Source organism: Amycolatopsis sp. NPDC034160 (assembly GCF_055575355.1).
Genome location: NZ_JBVISU010000025.1, coordinates 46,142 through 66,162 on the forward strand (window position 1 = coordinate 46,142; position 20,021 = coordinate 66,162).

The window sequence follows — 20,021 nt, forward strand, 5'->3', positions numbered from 1 at the left end:
TCACGAGCGGCCCGCGTGGGATTCCCGCTCCGGCGGGACGGAACTCACCCTTGAGAGGGAACGGACCCCGAAGTTGTAGGTCGTGGTCGCCTCCCGGGGCGCGAAGAGGATCCCGAGAAGGGCCATCGCGGCCGCCGCGAGGAAGCCGACGCGGAGATCGGTGAGGTCACCGAGGAACCCGATGAGCGGTGCCCCGGCGGCCTGGCCGAGCGCCAGCATCAGAAAGGCCGCGCCGACGCCGAAAGCGGGCGACGCCGGATAAGCCCTGGTGCCCCAGAGGATCAGCACGCCGGTCAGTCCGATGTAGACGACGCCGAAGAGCGCCGCCGCGATGATGAGCGCCGGAAGCGACCGCGTGGCGAGGGCGAAGAGCGCGGTGGCGACGGCGAACAGGAGCATCCCCGCCGACCAGGCCCGCCGAAGCCCCGACCGCGAGGTCAGCTCGGCGGTGAACGCGCCTGCCAGGCCGACAGCGCCGAGAACGATCCACACCACCGTCGACTCGGTCTCGCCGAGCCTGCCGACGTTCACGGCGATGTCCCGGCCGAACGTCCAGATCGCCGCGCTGGCCAGACCGAGCGTCGCGGCGGCGGGCAGCAGCCGTCCGGTGGCAGGTGGGAACAGCGGGTCCGGGAGCCCGCGTTCGCTCTTCTCCCTGACCGGCGGCACGACACGGGCGATCCACAGGGTCACCAGCGCCGAGGCCGCGGCGAAGGCCCACCAAGCCAGCCGCCAGTCACCGACGGCGAGCAGCGAAACCGGGCCGGAGATCAGCACGCCGAGCCCGGTTCCGGCGTTCACCACCGTCTGGGCGCGGTCGCGACGGGTCACGCGGACGACGCGTGAGACCGCGTCGGCGAGCGAAGGGGAGGCAAGGCCGGTGCTGGCCCCGGCGAGGACGACGCCGAGGGCGAGGGCGACGGCGTTCGGCGCGGCCGCGATCAGCGCGGTCCCTGCGGTCGCGGCCGCCCCTGCGGCGAGTGCTCCCGCCCGTGCGCCCCGGCGGGCCGTGAGGGCGGTCGAGGCGATCACGGCGAGGCAGTACGCGACGTAGCTTCCCGCCGCGATGGCGCCGAGGGTGCTGCCGTCGAGCCCGAATTCCGTCCGGAGGGCAGGCGCGAAGAGGCCGTACGCGTACCTCGCGAGTCCGTAGGAGACCGCGATCAGCGAAAGCCCCGCCGCAGTCAGCGTCAGCTCGCGTTTGTACGAAGAAACCATTAGTCCTCCTCCATGGGTATACCGAGCGGTATACCCATGGAGTGTTCCGGTAATGAGCGCTCAGGTCAACCGATCGGTATAGTCGAGGCATGCTGACCCCTGCCGGAGAGCGCGTCCTGAGTGCCGCGAGCACGCTCTTCTATCAGGAGGGCCTGAACGCGGTGGGCGTCGCGGCCGTGGCCGAGGCCGCCGGTGTCACGAAGAAGACGCTGTACGCCTGCTTCGGCTCGAAGACGGAGCTGACGGTCGCGTACCTGCGGCGTCGTCACGACGTCTGGTGGGCATATCTCGAAGAGCGGCTGGCCGAAGCCGATCCGCCTCGGGCGCTGACGGTCTTCGACGCCTACGTCGGCCATCCGAAGCTCGGGAGCGACCGCGGCTGCGCGTTCCTCAACGCGGCCGCCGAACTCCCCGCCGGACATCCCGGACTGGACGTGATCCGGCGGCACAAGGCGGCGGTGCGGGCGAAGTTCGCCGAACTCCTGCGCGAGGACGCGCCGTGGGCCGTCGATCCGGAGCGGCTCGCGGAGCAGCTGTTCCTGTTGCTGGAGGGCGCCGTGGCGCATACCGGCATCGACGGGGACGCGCACCGGGTCACTCTGGCGAGGGAGATCGCGGAAATACTGCTGAGGGATCCGCGCCGGCCCGGCGCAAGCTAGAAAGAGCGCATGCGACTTTTCGGCCCGCTCACGGATCGGGCGACCTACCGCAGATGGGTGTATTTCATCCTCGGCGGCGCCCTCAGCGTGCCGTACCTGCTTTTCGGCGCCATCGTGGTGCCCTCGTTGCTTCCGCTGGTCGTCACGATGGAGCGGGGGGTCGTCATCGCGGTGATCACCGTCGTCCTGGTGATCACCGCGTCGTCGTTCCTTCCCGCCGTCCGGGTGCTGGAGGGCGCGGCCGTGCGGGAACTGCTGGACGATCCGGTGCCGGGAGCGACGTTCGGGCCCGCGAGGAGCTGGCCCGTCCGGCTGCGGTCGACGGCGATGTACCTGCTGCACGTGGGCACCGGTTGCGTCGTCAGCCTGGCGAGCCTGTTCGTGCCGGTCGGCTTCGGGTTCACGATCGCGGCCCCGTTCACCGGCCGGATCGCACTGTCCACAGAGGATCCGATCGTGGTGCCGGAAGGCTGGGCGAGCGCGTGGATCCCGCTGGCGTTCCTGCTCGGCGTCGTGGCGCTGGCCTACGTCGTGTGGGGAGCGGGCGCGGTACTGACCCGCTGCGCCGAGAGCCTCCTGGGTGTCTCGGCCGCCGAACGGATCGCTCAGCTGGAGAAGCGCACCGAGCAGCTCGCCGAACGCAACCGGCTGGCGCGGGAACTGCACGACTCGGTCGGGCACGCGCTCAGCGTCGTGACCATCCAGGCCGGGGCCGCGCGCCGGACCCTGCGCTCCGATCCGGACTTCACCGAGCAGGCGCTCACCGCGATCGAGGACTCCGCCCGCGCCGCGCTGGACGATCTCGACCACGTCCTCGGGCTGCTGCGCGAGGAGACGTCGGCGCGGACGCCGCAGTCCGGGCTGGGGGAGCTGTCCTCGCTGGTGGAGGCGACCCGGCTGGCGGGGGCGGAGGTCTCGGCCGAGATCCGGGGCGAACTGTCGGCCGTGCCGCCGGTCGTCTCCCGCGAGGCCTATCGGATCCTGCAGGAATGCCTGACGAACGCGTTGCGGCACGCCGGTAAGGTTCCGGTGACCGTGCTCGTTGACGCCGGACCGGAACTGTTGCGGCTGCGGGTGGCCAACCCGCTCGGCGCCGCGGCGCCGTCACGGGACGGGGGCGGCCGGGGGCTGCGGGGAATGGCGGAACGCGTTGACGTGCTCGGCGGCACCATCACCGCGGGCCGCGCGGACGGACAGTGGAAGGTCGAGGTGGCGGTGCCATGGGGGAACCGGCGATGAGCATCCGGGTACTGCTGGTCGACGACGAACAGCTGATCCGGGCCGGGCTGCGGGCGATCGTCGCCTCCGAGCCGGATCTGGAGGTCGTCGGAGAGGCGGCCGACGGCGCCGAGGTGCCGGGGCTGGTCTCGCGGTTGCGGCCCGACGTCGTGCTGATGGACGTCCGGATGCCCGCGGTCGACGGTATCCGCGCGACAACACACCTTATGTCCACTCTGGACAATCCGCCGAAGGTGATCGTGGTGACCACCTTCGAAAACGACGACTACGTCTACGACGCCTTGCTGGCGGGTGCGAGCGGGTTCCTGCTGAAGCGGGCCCGGCCGGAGGAGATCGTCGCGGCGATCCGGACCGTGGCGGCGGGGGAGTCCCTGCTGTTCCCGGCCGCGATCCGGCGGCTGGCCGCGCAGCGGGCGAACAGAGGCCCACAGGACGGCCTCGCCGGCGCCGGGCTCACCGAGCGCGAACGCGAGGTGCTGCGGCTGATGGCGGGCGGACTGTCCAATGTGGAGATCGCGGGCGAGCTTTATCTCGGCGTGCAGACGGTGAAAACGCATGTCGGGAACGTCCTCGCGAAACTCGGTGCGAGGGACCGGACGCAGGCGGTCATCAAGGCCTACGACACCGGATTCGTCACACCGGCCGGCTGAACGCGATAGGGTTCCGAAGTGGATACCAACGTCAATCGTCGTCGCCTGCTGGGGCTGGGCACGGTCGCCGCCGCGGGCGCCGTGCTCGGGACGGTGCAGGTCGCGCACGCCGCCGAAGAGTCCGAATCGGACACCGCCGCCGCCGACGCTTCGGCCGCCGCTCACCGGATCGCCCAGGTCTACGCCCGGGAAACCGCGAAGGCGGGCGGGACCTGGTCGTCCTCCATCAGCGTCGCGGATTCCGCCGGGAACCCGGTGTCCGCCGTCTCCGAGCGAGCCGACGAGGTCGTCGAGGCCTACAGCGTCAACAAGATCGCGGTCGCCACCGCGGTACTCGACAAGATCGACCGCGGCCTGCTCACCCTGGACCAGCGCGTCGACGTCACGGCCGACATCGTCATCAAGGACACCGACGGCATCTTCGGTCTCGACGGCGCGTATCCGAGTTCGGTGACCCTCGGGCACGCGATGGCCGCGCTGCTCACGCTGTCGGACAACACCGCCGTCCGCCTGTGCGGGCTGGCGTGCCCGTCCGCGGAAGTCAACGAGATCCTGCGCGGCAAGGGATTCGTGCACACTCAGGTGGTGCCGGTGGCCAACCCCAACCGGTTCTTCCTCGGCAAGACCACTCCGGCCGAGACGCATACGCTGTTGCGGAAACTGGTCGCCGGGACGCTGCTTTCGGCGAAGTCCACCGAGTATTTGCTGACCATCTTGCGTTCGCTGAGTGCTTTCACCGACGGTGTGCGGCTCGACCTGACGTCGGCCGAGCGGCTGCGGGTCGCCACGAAGGCGGGCTGGTTCAAGGACGGCCGCAACGAGGCCGGGGTGATGTTCAGCGCGGACGGCAAGCCGATCCTGACCTATGCCCTGTTCGCCTCCGGTGAGTTCGCGGGCGACCCCGAGGTCAACAAGGACGACTACGCCGCGACACATCCGGCGCTGAAGGCGCGGACGCGGCTCGGGAAGACGATGTTCCGTTCGGTCGAGAAGCTGACGGCCACCACTGCCCGCACCTACGCGACCGCTCCGTACCGCGCTTCCAACGGCGGCTGAGGCTCAGTCGAGGAGGGTGAGGATCAGCGCGGCCATCGCGGCGGGGCCCCCGCTTTCCGGAGTCAGCACCAGATCCGGGCTCTCCGGCCGTTCGTAAGGCGCGTCCACCCCGGTGAAGCCGCTGATCTCGCCCGCCCTCGCCTTCGCGTACATCCCCTTGGGGTCGCGGTCTTCGCAGACCTCGAGCGGGGTGTCGACGAAGACTTCGAGAAACGGCAACCCGGCCGCCTCGTGCGCGGCGCGGGCGAGTTCACGATCGGCCTGGTACGGGCTGATCAGCGACACCACCGACACCACTCCGGCGTCGGCGAACAACTTCGCGACCTCCGCGACGCGCCGGACGTTCTCGGCGCGGTCTGCCGGGCTGAAGCCGAGGTTGCCGTTCAGCCCGTGCCGTAGATTGTCGCCGTCCAGCAGATACGCGGGCCTGCCGGACGCGACCAGCCGTCGCTCCAGTTCCACGGCAACACTCGACTTCCCGGACGCGGAAAGCCCGGTGAGCCAGACGGTGAGCCCGCGCGTCGCACGTTCCGCCCTGGTGACGGCGGCGGTATGCCAGACGACGTTCGACGCCGTCACGCTCGGACCGGTGATCATGCCCGCCGCGACCGTCGCGCCGGAATGCTCGTCCACGAGGAGGAAACCGCCGGTGGACCGGTTGCGGCGATAGGAATCGAACTGCAACGGCTGCCGTGAGCGCAGCCTGATTCGGCCGATCTCGTTGAGGGACAAGGACTTCGCGGTCTCGTCGCGGTGCAGTGTGGTGACGTCGATGCGATAGTCCAGGTCGCTGATCTCGGCCTTGGTCTCGCGGGTGGTGTGCCGCACGACGTAGCTCGCGCCAGGGGAGAGGACGCTTCGTTCGGAGAACCAGCAGACCATCGCGTCGACGTCGCGGCCGGTGTGAGGGCGGTTTCCGGGACGGCAGATCAGGTCGCCGCGGCCGAGGTCGAGGTCGTCGGCGAGTTCGATCGTGACGGCCTGCGAGGCGAAGGCTTCGGTGATCGTGGTGCCGCCCGGGCCCCAGATCGCGCGGACCGTCGTGGTGAACCCGGAGGGCAGCACGGTGACCTCGTCGCCGGGTTTGAACACCCCGCCCGCGATGGTGCCGGCGTAACCGCGGAAATCGCGGCTGTGCTCGCGGATCACGTACTGCACCGGGAAACGCGCGTCGACGAGGTTGCGATCCGAGGCCACATGCACCTGTTCGAGGTGGTGCAGCAGGGAAGTTCCTGCGTACCAAGGCATACTGGTGCCACGATGCACGACGTTGTCGCCGTGCAGGGCCGACATCGGGACGAAGGTGAGGTCGTGCACCTGCAGCTTCATCGCGAAGCGCCGGAAGTCCTCGCGGATTTCCTCGAAGCGTTCCTGCGACCACTCGACGAGGTCCATCTTGTTGACGCACAAGACAAGGTGCGGGATCCCGAGCAGGCTCGCGAGGAAGGCGTGCCGACGCGACTGTTCGAGCACACCTTTGCGGGCGTCGATCAGGATCAGCGCGAGGTCCGCGGTGGACGCTCCGGTGACCATGTTCCGGGTGTACTGCACGTGTCCCGGTGTGTCGGCGATGATGAACTTTCGCCGGGGGGTGGCGAAATACCGGTGGGCGACGTCGATCGTGATGCCCTGCTCGCGTTCGGCGCGCAGGCCGTCGGTCAGCAGCGCGAGGTTCGGATACGCCTCACCGCGGTCGCGGCTGGTGCGTTCGATGGCTTCGAGCTGGTCGGTGAACACCGTCTTCGAATCGAAGAGCAGTCGTCCGATCAGGGTGGACTTCCCGTCGTCGACACTGCCCGCGGTGGCGATCCGGACAAGCTGCGAAGCGCCCATCAGAAGTAGCCTTCCTTCTTCCGGTCTTCCATGCCCGCTTCGGAGATCCGGTCGTCGGCGCGGGTGGCGCCGCGTTCGGTGAGCCTGCTGACGGCGACCTCGGCGACCACCTCGCCCGGGGACTTCGCCGTCGACTCGACGCAGCCGGTGCAGGTCGCGTCGCCGACAGTGCGGAACCGAACCGTTGCCTCGTAAGGGGTTTCGCCTTGCGCGAGGGTGAGGAACCGGGTGTGCGCGAGCAGCATCCCGTCCCGCTGGACCACCGGCCGCCGATGCGAGTAGTAGATCGACGGCAGGTCGACCCCCTCGGCCTCGATGTACTGCCAGATGTCGAGTTCGGTCCAGTTCGACAGCGGGAAGACGCGGATGTGCTCGCCCTTGCGATGCCTGCCGTTGTAGAGATCCCAGAGTTCCGGCCGTTGATTGCGCGGATCCCACTGGCCGAACTCGTCGCGGAAGCTGAACACGCGTTCTTTCGCGCGCGCCTTCTCTTCGTCGCGCCGCGCGCCGCCGAAGACGGCGTCGAACGCGTGCTCGCGGATCGCCCGCAGCAGGGCGGCGGTCTGGAGCCGATTTCGGCCCGCCTGGGGATCTTCGACGACGCGGCCCGCGTCGATGTCGTCCTGGACGCTGGTGACCACGAGGCGGAGGCCGTACGTGTCGACGGTGCGGTCCCGAAACTCGATGACCTCGTCGAAGTTGTGCCCGGTGTCGACGTGCATCACCGGGAACGGCGGCGGCGACGGCCAGAACGCCTTGGCCGCCACGTGGAGCATCACCATCGAGTCCTTGCCGCCGGAGAACAGCAGCACCGGCCGTTCGAACGTCGCCGCGACCTCGCGGAAGATGTGCACGGCTTCGGCTTCGAGTGCTTCGAGATGGGTGAGCTCGTATGCCGGGGACGTCATCGTGACCTCCGTGGTTGGAGATCAGAAAAGTAGAACAAGTTCTTGTGCTTGGTCAAGGGGAAGAGGACGCTGTCGGCATGGACTTGGTCGCACTCGAAGAGATCCGACGCCTCAAAGCCCGCTACCTCCGGTGCCTCGACCTGAAACTGTGGGACGAGATGGCCGAAACCCTGACCATCGACGCGCACGCGCGCTACGGCACGCCGTCGTATGGCAAGCCGTTGGAGTTCGAGGGTCGCGACGCGATCGTCGGGTTCATGCGCGACGCCGTCGGGTCCGGCGTCACGACGGTGCATTTCGCCGGGCAGCCGGAGATCGACGTCGACGGCGACACCGCGCGGGGTACCTGGCTGATGCGGGACAAGGTGATCGTCCCTGAACACCGGGTGGTGATCGAAGGCGCGGCGTTCTACGAGGACACCTACCGGCGCGTGAACGGCGCCTGGCTGGTCGCCTCGACCCAGTACGACCGGCTGTACGAGACGATGACGTCGATGGACGACCTGCCGAGCTTCAAGCTCACCGCGAACCGGTGGTCCTGACCCCGCGTTTAGTCCTCTGAATGCGGTCCTTGCGCGCGCAACTACCGCATCCAGAGGACTAAGTGCGGGGGTGACGGCCGCCGGATTCGGCGGTGACGGCGTCGGCGGTGGCGACCAGCGCCGCGCCCCGCCGCGCGATCTCGGCGCCGGTGATCGACTCGCCGACCGACAGGGTGAGCACCAGTTCCTGCCGTCCGGCGGCGTCGAACGTCGGCGCGGCGAGCAGGCTCACCGCGTGTTTGCGGCGCGGTTCCAGGTCGGCGCCGAGGTAGACGCGCTCGCCGAGGCTCGAGACGAGTTCCCCGACCAGGCCACGCACTTCCGGCGGCAGTTCCTCCGCGCCGACGCCTGCCATCAGCGAGTAGAGCCGTCGCCCCGCCGAGGTCAGGCTCTCCACCAGGTAACCGTGTTCGCGGCATTCGGCGACGACGCGGCGCAGGTGCGCTTCGTCCAGCCGCACCGGCACGGCCGGGGGCTTGGCGAGCCACGCGTCGAACGCCGCGTCGGAATCCCACAGCACGTACATCAGCCCGACCGGTGGCGCGAACGGATAGGTCTCGCCGAGTTTGACCCGCCCCGGTCCGGCGCTCTGCAGCATCAGGATCCGGTCGCCGACCACGGCCGACGCGGTGCAGGTGGCGCCGTAGCGCTTGCTGAGATCCTCCAGATGCCGTCGCGCGACCTCGCTCGCGCCGAAGCCTTCGCCCGCGACGCGGCCCGCGGCGATCATCGCCGGCCCGAGCCGGTACGTGACCGGCTGTGGGTCCCGGACGAGGTAGCCACCCGCGGTCAGCTCGGTCACGATGCCCAGGCAGGTCGGCTTGGCCAGCTCCAGTTCGCGCGCGAGTTCCGAAAGCCCGAAGCGCTGTCCGGGGCGTGCGGCGAAGAAATCGAGCAGCCGCACGACCCGTTCGGTCGGCGGAGAGCGCCGAGTCACGGTCATTGACCCATCCTTAGAACGCGTTCTAGTCTGATCCAGCGCAGAACGTACCAAGTCGGTACGTATTTGTACCAGTATGAGGAGTCGCCGGTGCTCACTCAACCGTTCGCCGACGCGATCGTCGAAGCCGAGAAGGTCATCGCCGAGGCGCCGCACATCCGGACCGAACAGGATCTCGTCGAGGGGTACGACTACCTCGCCGGAAGCATCCGCGCGTCCCTGCAGATGGCGTGGGCCTACGAACGCGACTACCCGTACTTCACCCAGTCCACCGGCCCGTACACGAAGATGGGCCTGGACAACCCCGACACGCTGTACTTCAACGCGAACATCCGCGAGGACCGCGAGTACGTCGTCACCGGGACGCGGGGGAGCACGACCGACGTCAGTTTCCAGGTCCTCAACGGCGACTACTCGCCCGTCGAGGTGCCGGACAGTCTCGCCGCCTTCGACGACCGTGAGATCGAGATCGCCGAGGACGGCGCGTTCGAACTCCGCTTCGGGCCGGCCAAACCCGACCCCGGCCCCAACTACTTCGTCCTCGGCCCCGGCTCGTCCATGCTCGTGGTGCGCGAGGTCTACAGCGACTGGGCCACCGAACGCCGCGGCACGATCCAGATCCAGTGCGCCGACACCGCGGGTGGCGCCCCCGCGCCACTCACGCGCGACGTGCTGGCCAAGCGCTACGGCGTCACCGGCAAGATCCTGCTGAGCAGGCTGCGGACCTTCCTCGCCTTCCCGAAGTGGTTCTACCTGAACCTGCCGGTGAACACGATGACCGAACCGCGCCCCACGCCGGGCGGCCTGACCACGCAGTACTCGTCGGCCGGGCACTACGAACTCGGCGACGAGGAGGTCATGATCGTCACGGTGCCGCGATCGGACGCGCCGTACCAGGGCATCCAGCTCGGCAGCATCTGGTACCTCTCGCTGGACTACATCAACCACCAGACCAGCCTCACCGCCGACCAGGCGCGGGTCGACCCGGACGGCAAGATCCGGTTCGTGCTCAGTGAACGCGATCCGGGCTTGGCCAACTGGCTCGAACGCACCGGGCACGACCGCGGGTACGTCCAGATCCGCTGGCAACGGCTCTCCCGCGCGCTCGACGCCGCCGACGGTCCCGAGGTCGAGGTGGTGAAGTTCGGCGAACTCGCCGACCGGCTGCCGTTCCACGGAGAGGCGCGCGTGACCCCGCAAGAGTGGGCGGAGCGGATCGCGGCCCGCCAGGCCGCCGTCGCGGCGAGGATGCTGGGATGACCGATCTGTTGCGGGACAAGGTGGTCGTGGTCTCCGGTGTCGGACCGGGGCTCGGCCGGTCCATCGCCGTGCGCTGTGCCTCGGCGGGTGCCGACGTCGTTCTCGCCGCCCGCACCGAATCCCGGCTCGCCGAGGTCGCGAAGGAGGTCGACGCGCTCGGCCGCCGCGCGGTCACCGTGCCCACCGACATCACCGACGACGCATCGGCCGCGAATCTCACCGAGGCCGCGCTGACGGCATTCGGGCGCGTGGACACGTTGGTGAACAACGCTTTCGCCATTCCGCCGATCATGGACCTCGCCGACGTCGACCTCGCCGACGTGCGAGCGGGCTTCGAGACCAACGTGCTCGCCGCGCTCCGGCTCACGCGCCTGTTCACCCCGGCGCTCGAAGAGAGCGACGGTTCGGTGGTGATGATCAATTCGGCCGTGCTGCGGCATTCGCGGCGGACCTTCGGCGCGTACAAGATGGCGAAGTCGAGCCTGCTCGCCCTCGCGCAAAGTCTCGCTTCGGAACTCGGCCCGCGCGGGATCCGGGTCAATTCCGTGGCGCCCGGCTACATCTGGGCGGACTCGCTGAAGTGGTATTTCGCTTACCTGGCCAAAGAACGCGGCGTGCCGCCAGAGCAGGTATACGCCGAGACGGCGGAGACGATCGATCTGCGCCGCCTGCCGGAACCGGACGAGATCGCCGACACCGTCGTGTTCTTCGCCTCGTCACTGGCAAGGTGCGTCACCGGTCAGTGCCTCGACGTCAACGCGGGCGAATATCACCACTGAAGGGGAGAACATGCTTCCAGGACGGGAAAACGTCGGCACCGTCGAGGATCTGCACGCGTCGGCGGCGAAACTCACCGGGCTGGACGACTTCGGTGGCGACGACCATCTCGAAGGACTGCGGGTCCTGCTGGATTCGTACGCCGGGGAGGCGGGGCTGACGCCGTACGGCAACAAAGTCCACCGCGCTTTCCTGCGCGGCGCTCTGGTGGCGAGGTCGTTGAGCGAGGCGTCGTGGAAGCAGAATCCCGCCCACGCCGAGGTTTCCCTCGAGCGGCCGATCTTCGTCACCGGTCTGCCGCGCACCGGGACCACGGCGCTGCACCGGTTGCTCACCGAGGACCCGGCGCACCAAGGACTGGAGGTCTGGCTGACCGAGGTGCCGCAGCCGAGGCCGCCGCGTGAGACCTGGGCGGAAAACCCGGTGTTCCAAGGGATCCAGGCGGGCTACGAACGGCATCACGTCGAACATCCCGAGTTCATGGGCCTGCATCACATGTCGGCCGATCAGGTCGAGGAATGCTGGCAGCTGCTGCGGCAGGCGCTCAAGTCGGTGTCCTACGAATGCCTCGCGCACGTGCCCTCGTATTCGCGCTGGCTGGACGGGCAAAGCTGGACCGACGCCTACCGCAGGCACCGGCGCAACCTGCAGCTGATCGGGCTGCCCGATGCCGGACGCCGTTGGGTGCTCAAGAACCCGAGCCATCTGTTCGCGCTCGACGCGCTGCTTGAGGTGTATCCGGACGCGTTGATCGTGCAGACTCATCGCGCGCCGAGCACGATCATCGCGTCGGTCTGCAGTCTGAACGAGCAGGCGTCCGACGGCTGGTCCGACGTTTTCCGCGGTGACGTGATCGGCCGGAGCCAGCTGGATCTGTGGGCGCGGGGCGCGGAACGGGCGCTCGAAGCGCGGACGCGGCACGATCCGGCCCGGTTCCGCGATGTCCGGTACGAGGATTTCGTCGCCGATCCGATCGGGACGGTCGAAGGGGTCTACCAGCATTTCGGGCTGCCATTGTCGGCGGAAGCACGGGACGCGATGACCGCCTTGCACGTCGAAAGCCGCACCGGGGAAAGGAAACCCGTGCACCGGTACGACCTCGCCGACTTCGGCCTCACCACGGGCGAGGTCGACGAACGCTTCTCCGCCTACCTGGCCGCCTACGACCTCTGAACCTCCCGCGTTTCGTCCTCTGAATGCGGTTTTTGCACGCGCAACTACCGCATTCAGAGGACGAAACGCGGGAGGTCAGAAGCCCGCGGCGGCGCGTGGGGAGGGCAGGCCCCGGGTCGTGATGCCGCGCAACACCTCGACGCGGTCCGAACCCGGGCGTCCGAGCACCCAGCTGGACCCGGGCACCTCCTTGGCGCGCTTCTTCAGCGGCGCCAGCAGCCGGGAAGCGTCCTTGTAAGACCTGATCGCGCCGTTGCCGCACACCAGGGTCGCGAGTGACACCGTCACCGGCATCTCGTCGGCCGACCACGGGGTGTCCAGCAGCGCGGCCGCGACCGTGCCGATCTCGTCGACGTCGCAGGCGATCAGGAAATCGTCCCCGCCGACGTGGCTGACACGCATCCGCCGCAACCGGGACTCCAGGTCGGTGAGCGTCCGGCCGAGGCTGCGGATCAGGTCGTCGCCCGCGGCGAACCCGGCGGTGTCGTTCACCGTCTTGAACGAGTCGACGTCCAGCCAGGCCGCGACGAACGGTTCCCGCGCGTTGATCCGGCGGTCGACGTCCCTGGCGACGGCGTCGCTGCCGGGCAGCCGGGTCAGCGGGCTCAGCGACACGGCCTCCTCGACCTTCGCCTCCGCCACCCCGCGGACGACCTCCGTCACCAGCACCACGCCGAGGCAGCGGCCGCGATCGTCGACCACGACGACGTCGTCGCCGGTGCGGCTCCAGTCCGCGTCGGTGACCAGTTCGAGGAATTCGAGCGCGCTCGCGTCCACGTGGATGGTGTGCGGCGCGTCGGCGAGCCGCGAGGCGGGCCGCTTGGCATGCAGGGCGTGGCCGTACATCCCGGTCACCGAGACCAGGAACCGCGTCCGGTCGACCGACCACTGTGGACGGTGCCGGTCGTCGATCCCGACGACGCCGCTCGGCCCGTCGGCCGCGGCCAGCACCTCGCGCACGTCGTCGCAGGTGGCGTCTTCCGGCAGGGTGGTCGCGGGTCGCAGGAAGTCGCCGACGCGGCGGGCGCGGGCGGTGCCGGGGATGAACGGGCCCGGCGCGTCCGGGGCGGGCAGTGGCGCGTGGTTGCCGTCCGGCGGCGCGAGCAGGTTGCCCTGCGCGATCCGCACGCCGAGCTTCCGCGCCGACTCCAGCTGCTCGGTGGTTTCGAGCCCGGTCGCGACCAGCCGGTTGTCGGTACGCGACGCGAAGTGCAGCACCGCCTCGACCACCGCGACGGCGGCCGGATCGTGCGGCAGGCCCCGGAGCACCGTGCGGTCCAGTTTCACCAGATCGATCGGCGCGGAGGCGAGCAGCGTGAGCGGGAGGTCGCCGCGGCCCAGGCCGTCGAGCGCCAGCCGGAAGCCGAGGTCGGTGAGCCGTCGCATCCCGGTGAGCAGCTGATCGGCCGGGACCAGGGAGAACGGCGGCCCGATCTCCAGTACGACGTCCCTGGTCCGGCGGCCCGCCAGGCCGAGCGCGTCGGTGAGCGGGTCGAACTCCGGCGGCGGCGCGGCCACGGTCCTGGCGGACAGGTTCAAGTGCAGGGGGAGGGTGTTCCGCGGGTCTTTCTGCTGGCGCACCGCCTCGGCGGCCAGGCCGATGTCGACCTCGGCCAGCTTGCCGCTGCGCCGCGCGTCGGCGAGCAGTTCGTGCGCGGTACCGCGTCCCGGCCGCGCCAGTGCTTCGAACGCGACGACGCCACCGGTGTGCAGGCTGTACAACGGCTGGTAAGCGAAGCGGACCGCGATCTGCAACGTCACAACCGCATATTCGCTGGTGACGGTCCGAAACGAAACACGTGTCAACTGATGTTCATCGGGAAGGCACCCGGGTTACCTAGAACGGAGCAGTCCGCGGGGCCCATGCCACCCGATCAGGTGTTTTCTCACTGACCACGGCGCCATCCGGAAAAGTGCCGCCATCGCTTCGGTCGTACCTGACAGGTCTTCGCGACCCGATGTGAACGCTCGCTGAAGCTCGACGGGAAGTGAGAAGAACAGCTCGAAGAACACCGGGAGCAGTTCGGACGGCATCCCGCACAGGCTGCGCAGCCCGTGCTGCCGCAGTTTGTGGACGGTTCGGGCGGAGGACGGCCAAAGCACCCGGTGAGCGGCCGACGCGGCCTCGGCCGGCCCTCGCTCCCACGCGCGGGCGACGGCGTCGGCGACCGGATCCGCGAGCCGCACCGAGGTCGCGACGCTGTACCCCGTCGCCGGATGCACCAGGCCGCCGGCGGCGCCGAACGGCACCGTCCGGCCGCGCCGGGGCGACGGCACGTCGAGCACGATCCGGACGCGTTCCTCGCGCCCGCGTGACGGCAGCCCGACGGCCGCCAGGCGGACCCGCAGCCGCGCCGACAGGAGCTCCAACGGCAGGCCGGGCTTGCGGGCCAGCGAGGTCTCCTCGACCAGGACGGTGCCGTCGCCGAGCGGCAGCACGTACAGGAAACCGGACTCGGTCTCCCGCCAGTCCATGAACACGGCCGTGTCGGGGCTGTCCACCAGCCGTAGTGCCTCCTCGGCGGGCAGCACCATGCCGAACGCCGTCTGTTCGTACCGGTTTCCCCGGAGCCGGGCTCCGGAGGCGTCGAAGTACAGCCCGGCCGCGAGGACCCGGCCGTCCTCCAGCCGCACCGACGAACCCTGCTCGCCGTGGTCCACACCGGACACCGTCCCCCGGACGACGTCATAGCCGCCGGTCAGCCACGTACGCAGCCCCGCGTTGTCCAGCACGAGGTACTGCCGTTCGAGGACGTGCGGTCCGGTGCCGAAGGCGAGTGTCGTCGAAGGCGCGCAGGCGATGGCGCTCTCCGGCAGTGAGGGCAGTTCGTCGGCCCACAGCCCGTAGGTCGCCCGCCAGCGCCTCTCCGGCGCGGGGTCGATCAAGACCGTCGCCAGGCCGCGTCGCGCGCAGGCACGAGCCAGCGCGCGCCCCGCCGGGCCGCCGCCCGCGATCACCACGTCCGCCACCTGAGCATCTCATCATGCCGCCGCGACGGATACGGTGTCACGCATGGAACAGACCGATCCGAGGACGTGGCGGCGCGAACCGGAGAGCGCGAGCGCCGGGTTCAGCGATCTCGCCACGAGCCCGTTCCGGATCGACAGGGACCGCATCGCGGCGTCGCCGTTCTTCGCCCGGCTCGGCGGGGTGACCCAGGTGGTCAGCGCCGGGGGTGCCGGACTGCTGCACAACCGGCTCACGCACAGCCTCAAGGTCGCGCAGGTCGCCCGCGCGATCGCCGAGCGGATCAACTCCACCAGCGATTCCGCCGAACTCGCCGCGAAACTGGGCGGCTGCGACCCGGACGTCGCCGAGGCCGCCGCGCTCGCGCACGATCTGGGGCATCCGCCGTTCGGACATCTTGGCGAGCAGACCCTGGACCGCATCGCCCGGCACCGGTTCGGCCTCGCCGACGGTTTCGAGGGCAACGCGCAGTCGTTCCGGATCATCACCACGACCGACGTCCGCGGCCCGTCCGCGTCAGGGCTCGACCTCACCACGGCCGTGCGCGCCGCGGTGCTGAAGTACCCGTGGGCGCGGCTGCACGTGCCCGACCCGCATCCGACGTCGATGGCGGTCCAGCCGCGCGGCGCGGCCGAGCCTGCCGACGCCCCCGGCACCGGCGCGAGCAAGTTCTCCGCCTACAGCACCGAACTCGACGACTTCGCCCAGGCACGGGCGCCGTTCGACGGCCGGATCGAACCCTGGCAGCAGACCGTCGAAGCGTCCGTGATGGACACCGCGGACGACATCGCCTACGCCATCCACGACCTGCAGGACTTCCACCGGATCGGGGTACTGCAGCACGCGCCGGTCGCCGCCGAGTTCACCGGGTGGGTCGAGCACGCGCTGGACCTGGCCGGGCTGGACGACGCGACCCTCATTGCCGAACGGCGGCTGCCCGGTCGTTCGCTGGAACGGCTGCGCCGCCGGATGCACGCCAAGGACGGCTGGATCGTCGACGACGACGCGTTCACCAGCGCCGTCGCCCGTGTCCGCGCCGAACTCGTCGACGGTCTGCTCGCCACCGGATTCGACGGGTCCATCGAGGCCGAGCAGGCCACCGCCGCCTTTTCCGCGAAGTGGACCGCGCGGCTCGTCGACGGCGTCCAGGTGGTGCCGTCGCCCTCGACCCGGACAGGGCATCTCACGCTGCGGCCCGCGCAGTGGCACGAGGTGCAGGTGCTCAAGTTCGTGCACCGCCGGTTCGTGCTATTGCGCCCCGAACTGGCGCTGCACCAACGCGGCCAGGCGAGCCTGGTGACCACGCTGGTCGACGCGCTCGACGCGTGGCTGCTCGACCGCGACGAGTTCTACCGGCTGCCGCGACGGCTGCACGATCTGGTGGAGCTGGCGCAGTCGGAGTTCTCCGCGCTCGCGCGGACGTCGCCCGAACTGCTCATCGGGGCGACCGGGGAACCGGTCACCGGTGCGGACGCCGTCCGCGGGCTGGCGCGGGGGCGTGCGGTGGTCGACTTCGTGGCGTCGTTGACCGACAAGCAGGCGGTGACGCTTTTGGACGCCTTGTCCGGTCGCGCTTCGCAGCCTTGGTCGGACTCGTTCGTGCTGTAGGGCGTTCGGCATTACGCTGAACGCCTTTCCGAAGTCACTCGAACGGCTCCTGCCGCGGGTGCACGCCCGGTACTTAGCTTGATCCAGCCGGTGATCGCCGGCGTCGGTCAGCGTGAGTCGGGGCACGCGCCTAGGAATCGGAGGCGCATGTGCGTCCAACCCGTTCTAGCAGGAGAAGAAGAACGAGCCTGACCGCGGGCACCGCGGTGCTCGTCACCGCGCTGGGCCTGGTCGGCCCGCCCGTCGCGGCGGCGGAAACCGCGCAGTCCCCGGACGCGTTCTCGGCGAACACCGTCCGGCAGATCGAGGCCCTGCAGACGATCAAGAAGAGCCAGCACGCCGGTGAGTCCAAAATGGACAGCCGACTGCTCGTCGAACAGAAACTCCGCGCACAGCGGATGCCTGCCTCCGCGGTTCCCGCACTGGGGTCTGGGGCGAATGTCTCCGCGGCCGGCACCGTACTCGTGGACATCCGTGGGCAGGTCTCGGACGACCTCCTCAAGAGCCTGCGTGAATCCGGTGCGGGGATTCGCGCGGTCTCGGCCCGTTACGGCAGCGTTCGCGCCGAGGTTCCGCTGAACGCGGTCCCCGGGATCGCGGGCCGCGCCGACGTCAAGAAGGTCGAAACCGCGAACGAGGCGTTCACCGCCCGTCAGCTCACCGAGCCCGCCGCAGGCCAGGCGAAGCGGGAAAGCAAGGAAGAGAAGGCCGCCCGGATCGAGGGCGAGCTGAAGAAGGCCGTCGAGGCCAAGGGCCAGGTGGGCATCGCCGCCGGGCCGGTCACCAGTGAAGGCGACCGCGCGCACAACGCCGACACCGCGCGCCAGCAGTTCGGCGTCACCGGCGTCGGCACCAAGATCTGCGCCCTGTCCGATGGCGTCAACTCGCTCGCGGTCTCGCAAGCGCGCGGCGAACTCCCGGCGGGCATCGACGTCATCCCCGGCCAGGAGGGCGACGGCGACGAGGGCACCGCGATGCTCGAGATCATCCACGACGTCGCGCCGAACGCGTCGCTCGGTTTCGCCAGCGCGTTCAACTCCGACGCCAGTTTCGCCGACAACATCCGCAAACTGCGGTTCGACGCGGGCTGCGACGTCATCGTCGACGACGTCCTGTACTTCAAGGAATCGCCGTTCCAGGACTGGATCATCGCCCAGGCCGTGAACGACGTGACCGCGGACGGCGCGCTCTACTTCTCCTCGGCCGGCAACGAGGGCAACGTCACCGACGGTACCTCGGGCCACTGGGAAGGTGACTTCGTCGACTCCGGCAAGAGTGTCGGCAAGTACGCCGGTACCGCGCACAACTTCGCCGGTGCCGCGGGCAACCAGATCTTCGAGCCGATCTCGAACGCCTCCTCGGCGCGCGTGCCGGTCACGCTGTTCTGGTCGGATCCGCTGGGCGCCTCGAACAACGACTACGACCTCTACCTGCTGAACGCGGCGGGCAACGTCGTGGACTTCAGTCAGGACAACCAGACCGGCACCCAGGACGCCTACGAGCGCGTGGACACCCCCGCGGCCGGTGGCACCGGGTTGCGGCTGGCGATCGTCAAGTTCTCCGGTGAAGGCCGCTATCTGTCGCTTTCCGCGCTGCGCGGCCGGTTCTCCGATTCGGCGGACGGCCTCAAGGCCTACACCAGCCCCGGCGTGACCGTCGGGCACTCGGCCGCGCGGGCCGCGTTCAGCGTCGCGGCGGCACCGGCGGCCAAGGCGTTCCCCCGGGCGCTCGAACCGGGCGACCCGGCCAACCCGGCCGGTCCGTTCCCCGGTGCCTTCGGCGCGACCACCAAGGTCGAACGGTTCACTTCGGACGGTCCGCGGCGGATGTTCTACCAGGCCGACGGCACGCCGATCACCCCGGGAAACGTGTCCGGGACCGGTGGTGAGGTCCGCGCCAAGCCGGACATCACCGCGGCCGACGGCGTCTCCACCAGCGTCTCCGGTTTCACCACGTTCTACGGCACGTCGGCCGCCGCGCCGCACGCCGCCGCGATCGCGGGCCTGGTGCTCTCGGGCAACCCGGGACTGCCCCCGGCCGAGGTGCGCGAGGCGCTCGTCAACACCGCCGTGGACATCCTGACCCCGGGCCACGACAACTCCAGCGGCGCCGGCGTCATCCTCGCCGACAAGGTCCTCGCCTACACCGGCGCCAGCCCGCAGCCGTTCGCGAGGGCGGGCCAGCCGACGGTCACCCCGGCCGACGGTGGTTCCGCGCTCGACCCGGGTGACACCGCCAAGGTGACCCTGCCGGTGACCAACCGGGGTGACGGCACCGCGACGTCGACCAGCGTGGTGCTCACCAGCCCGACCCCGGGGGTCACGGTGGCGCCGCGGTCGAAGTCGTACGGCACGATCAGCCCCGGGCAGACCGGCGTCAACGACTTCACCATCACCGTGCCCGCCACGCAGGAACTCGGGGTGCCGGTGGTGCTGACCGCGCGGGTGACCTTCGCGGGTTCGTTCTCGCCGACCACGTCGACGTTCTCGCTGCCGGTCGGCACCCCGTCGCCGGTGACGCGGGACTTCGCCTACGCCGGAGCCGCGGTGGCGATCCCGGACAGTGACCCGACCGGCGTGACCGTGCCGATCGCGGTGAGCGGTGTCGGGCGCGCTTCGAAGGTGACGTTCTCGGTGGACGGGACCACGTGCGGCACCGACGAGAAGTCGGAGACGGTGGGCATCAACCACTCCTACGCCGGTGACCTGGTCGGCACGCTGACCTCGCCTTCGGGTGCCAAGGCGACCGTGTTCCAGCGCGGCGGCGGCTCGGGCAACAACCTGTGTCAGGTCGTCTTCGCCGACGCCGCGGCCGCTCCGTTCAGTTCGGTGCCCGCGGCGAACGCGCCGTTCACCGGGACCTACAAGCCGGTGCAGGCTCTCGGCGGCCTGATCTCCGGTGTGGCCGCCGACGGCACCTGGACGTTCACCGCGACGGACGTCGCCGGTGGCGACACCGGTTCGGTCCGCTCGGTTTCCTTGCACATCAACGGTTTCGTTCAGGCCGGTACGGCTGAGCGGCCCGCGGGCGTCGGCAAGTCCGTCGGCCGCGGTCCGGTGAAGCCGGTCTAGCTGCACGCGCGTTGATGGGGGAGGCGTGCGTGAAGGCGTCGGTACAGGGGGTCGTGAGTGGCGATTCGGGTTAGAACACGAATCGCCACCCCCCACCCCGCATGGGGCCCCCCCCCTTG

At 69.7% G+C, this 20,021-nt stretch carries 16 protein-coding genes; 10 read left to right on the forward strand and 6 right to left on the reverse strand.

The window, feature by feature from the left end; genetic code table 11:
* Entirely contained in the window at window positions 1-1,218 is a 1,218-nt protein-coding gene (locus tag ACZ54P_RS34490; RefSeq protein WP_465465791.1) for an MFS transporter, read from the reverse strand.
* Window positions 1,219-1,307: 89 nt separating this feature from the next.
* On the opposite strand from ACZ54P_RS34490, the gene ACZ54P_RS34495 reads away from it, so the two are divergent.
* From ACZ54P_RS34495 to ACZ54P_RS34510, 4 genes are read left to right on the forward strand one after another with little or no spacing between them, the layout of a single operon-like run.
* Window positions 1,308-1,877, forward strand: coding sequence for a TetR/AcrR family transcriptional regulator (locus tag ACZ54P_RS34495; RefSeq protein WP_465465792.1), 570 nt, complete (start codon window positions 1,308-1,310; stop codon window positions 1,875-1,877).
* Window positions 1,878-1,886: 9 nt separating this feature from the next.
* Window positions 1,887-3,116 carry a sensor histidine kinase gene (locus ACZ54P_RS34500; protein ID WP_465465793.1) on the forward strand — a complete coding sequence of 410 codons (1,230 nt, stop codon included), beginning with the start codon at window positions 1,887-1,889 and terminating at the stop codon, window positions 3,114-3,116.
* Window positions 3,113-3,766: a response regulator gene (locus ACZ54P_RS34505; RefSeq protein ID WP_465465794.1), complete on the forward strand. Its 654-nt coding sequence runs from the start codon at window positions 3,113-3,115 to the stop codon at window positions 3,764-3,766. The genes ACZ54P_RS34500 and ACZ54P_RS34505 overlap by 4 nt, the downstream gene beginning before the upstream one ends.
* Before the next feature lie 18 nt (window positions 3,767-3,784).
* Window positions 3,785-4,822, forward strand: a complete 1,038-nt coding sequence (locus tag ACZ54P_RS34510) for a serine hydrolase (RefSeq protein WP_465465795.1) — start codon at window positions 3,785-3,787, stop codon at window positions 4,820-4,822.
* 3 nt (window positions 4,823-4,825) lie between these two features.
* Here the strand turns inward: ACZ54P_RS34510 and cysC are convergent, their stop codons facing one another.
* Together cysC and cysD are read right to left on the reverse strand one after the other, a co-directional pair.
* Window positions 4,826-6,655, reverse strand: a complete 1,830-nt coding sequence (gene cysC, locus ACZ54P_RS34515) for an adenylyl-sulfate kinase (protein ID WP_465465796.1) — start codon at window positions 6,653-6,655, stop codon at window positions 4,826-4,828.
* Complete coding sequence (gene cysD, locus ACZ54P_RS34520; protein WP_465465797.1) at window positions 6,655-7,563, reverse strand: sulfate adenylyltransferase subunit CysD; 909 nt, start codon at window positions 7,561-7,563, stop codon at window positions 6,655-6,657. The genes cysC and cysD overlap by 1 nt, the downstream gene beginning before the upstream one ends.
* Before the next feature lie 77 nt (window positions 7,564-7,640).
* On the opposite strand from cysD, the gene ACZ54P_RS34525 reads away from it, so the two are divergent.
* Entirely contained in the window at window positions 7,641-8,105 is a 465-nt protein-coding gene (locus tag ACZ54P_RS34525; RefSeq protein WP_465465798.1) for a nuclear transport factor 2 family protein, read from the forward strand.
* Window positions 8,106-8,163: 58 nt separating this feature from the next.
* On the opposite strand, the gene ACZ54P_RS34530 is transcribed toward ACZ54P_RS34525, so the two are convergent.
* Window positions 8,164-9,048, reverse strand: a complete 885-nt coding sequence (locus ACZ54P_RS34530; RefSeq protein WP_465465799.1) for a helix-turn-helix domain-containing protein — start codon at window positions 9,046-9,048, stop codon at window positions 8,164-8,166.
* 87 nt (window positions 9,049-9,135) lie between these two features.
* On the opposite strand from ACZ54P_RS34530, the gene ACZ54P_RS34535 reads away from it, so the two are divergent.
* Genes ACZ54P_RS34535 through ACZ54P_RS34545 form a run of 3 tightly spaced genes read left to right on the forward strand, consistent with a single transcriptional unit; the run spans window position 9,136 to window position 12,255 of the window.
* On the forward strand, window positions 9,136-10,305 hold the full coding sequence (locus tag ACZ54P_RS34535; protein ID WP_465465800.1) for a hypothetical protein: 1,170 nt from the start codon (window positions 9,136-9,138) through the stop codon (window positions 10,303-10,305).
* Window positions 10,302-11,084 (forward strand): SDR family oxidoreductase, encoded by a 783-nt coding sequence (locus ACZ54P_RS34540; protein WP_465465801.1) that lies wholly within the window; start codon window positions 10,302-10,304, stop codon window positions 11,082-11,084. Before ACZ54P_RS34535 ends, ACZ54P_RS34540 begins: the two co-directional genes overlap by 4 nt.
* 10 nt (window positions 11,085-11,094) lie before the next feature.
* Complete coding sequence (locus ACZ54P_RS34545; protein WP_465465802.1) at window positions 11,095-12,255, forward strand: sulfotransferase family protein; 1,161 nt, start codon at window positions 11,095-11,097, stop codon at window positions 12,253-12,255.
* 75 nt (window positions 12,256-12,330) lie between these two features.
* On the opposite strand, the gene ACZ54P_RS34550 is transcribed toward ACZ54P_RS34545, so the two are convergent.
* On the reverse strand, window positions 12,331-14,016 hold the full coding sequence (locus ACZ54P_RS34550) for an EAL domain-containing protein (protein ID WP_465465803.1): 1,686 nt from the start codon (window positions 14,014-14,016) through the stop codon (window positions 12,331-12,333).
* A 72-nt stretch (window positions 14,017-14,088) separates the two neighbouring features.
* Window positions 14,089-15,225, reverse strand: a complete 1,137-nt coding sequence (locus tag ACZ54P_RS34555; protein ID WP_465465804.1) for a lycopene cyclase family protein — start codon at window positions 15,223-15,225, stop codon at window positions 14,089-14,091.
* Window positions 15,226-15,268: 43 nt separating this feature from the next.
* Here ACZ54P_RS34555 and ACZ54P_RS34560 point away from each other — a divergent pair, with 43 nt between their 5' ends.
* Both ACZ54P_RS34560 and ACZ54P_RS34565 read left to right on the forward strand, forming a co-directional pair.
* On the forward strand, window positions 15,269-16,831 hold the full coding sequence (locus tag ACZ54P_RS34560) for a deoxyguanosinetriphosphate triphosphohydrolase family protein (protein ID WP_465465805.1): 1,563 nt from the start codon (window positions 15,269-15,271) through the stop codon (window positions 16,829-16,831).
* A 206-nt stretch (window positions 16,832-17,037) separates the two neighbouring features.
* Window positions 17,038-19,902 (forward strand): S8 family serine peptidase, encoded by a 2,865-nt coding sequence (locus tag ACZ54P_RS34565; RefSeq protein ID WP_465465806.1) that lies wholly within the window; start codon window positions 17,038-17,040, stop codon window positions 19,900-19,902.
* Window positions 19,903-20,021: the final 119 nt, after the last annotated feature.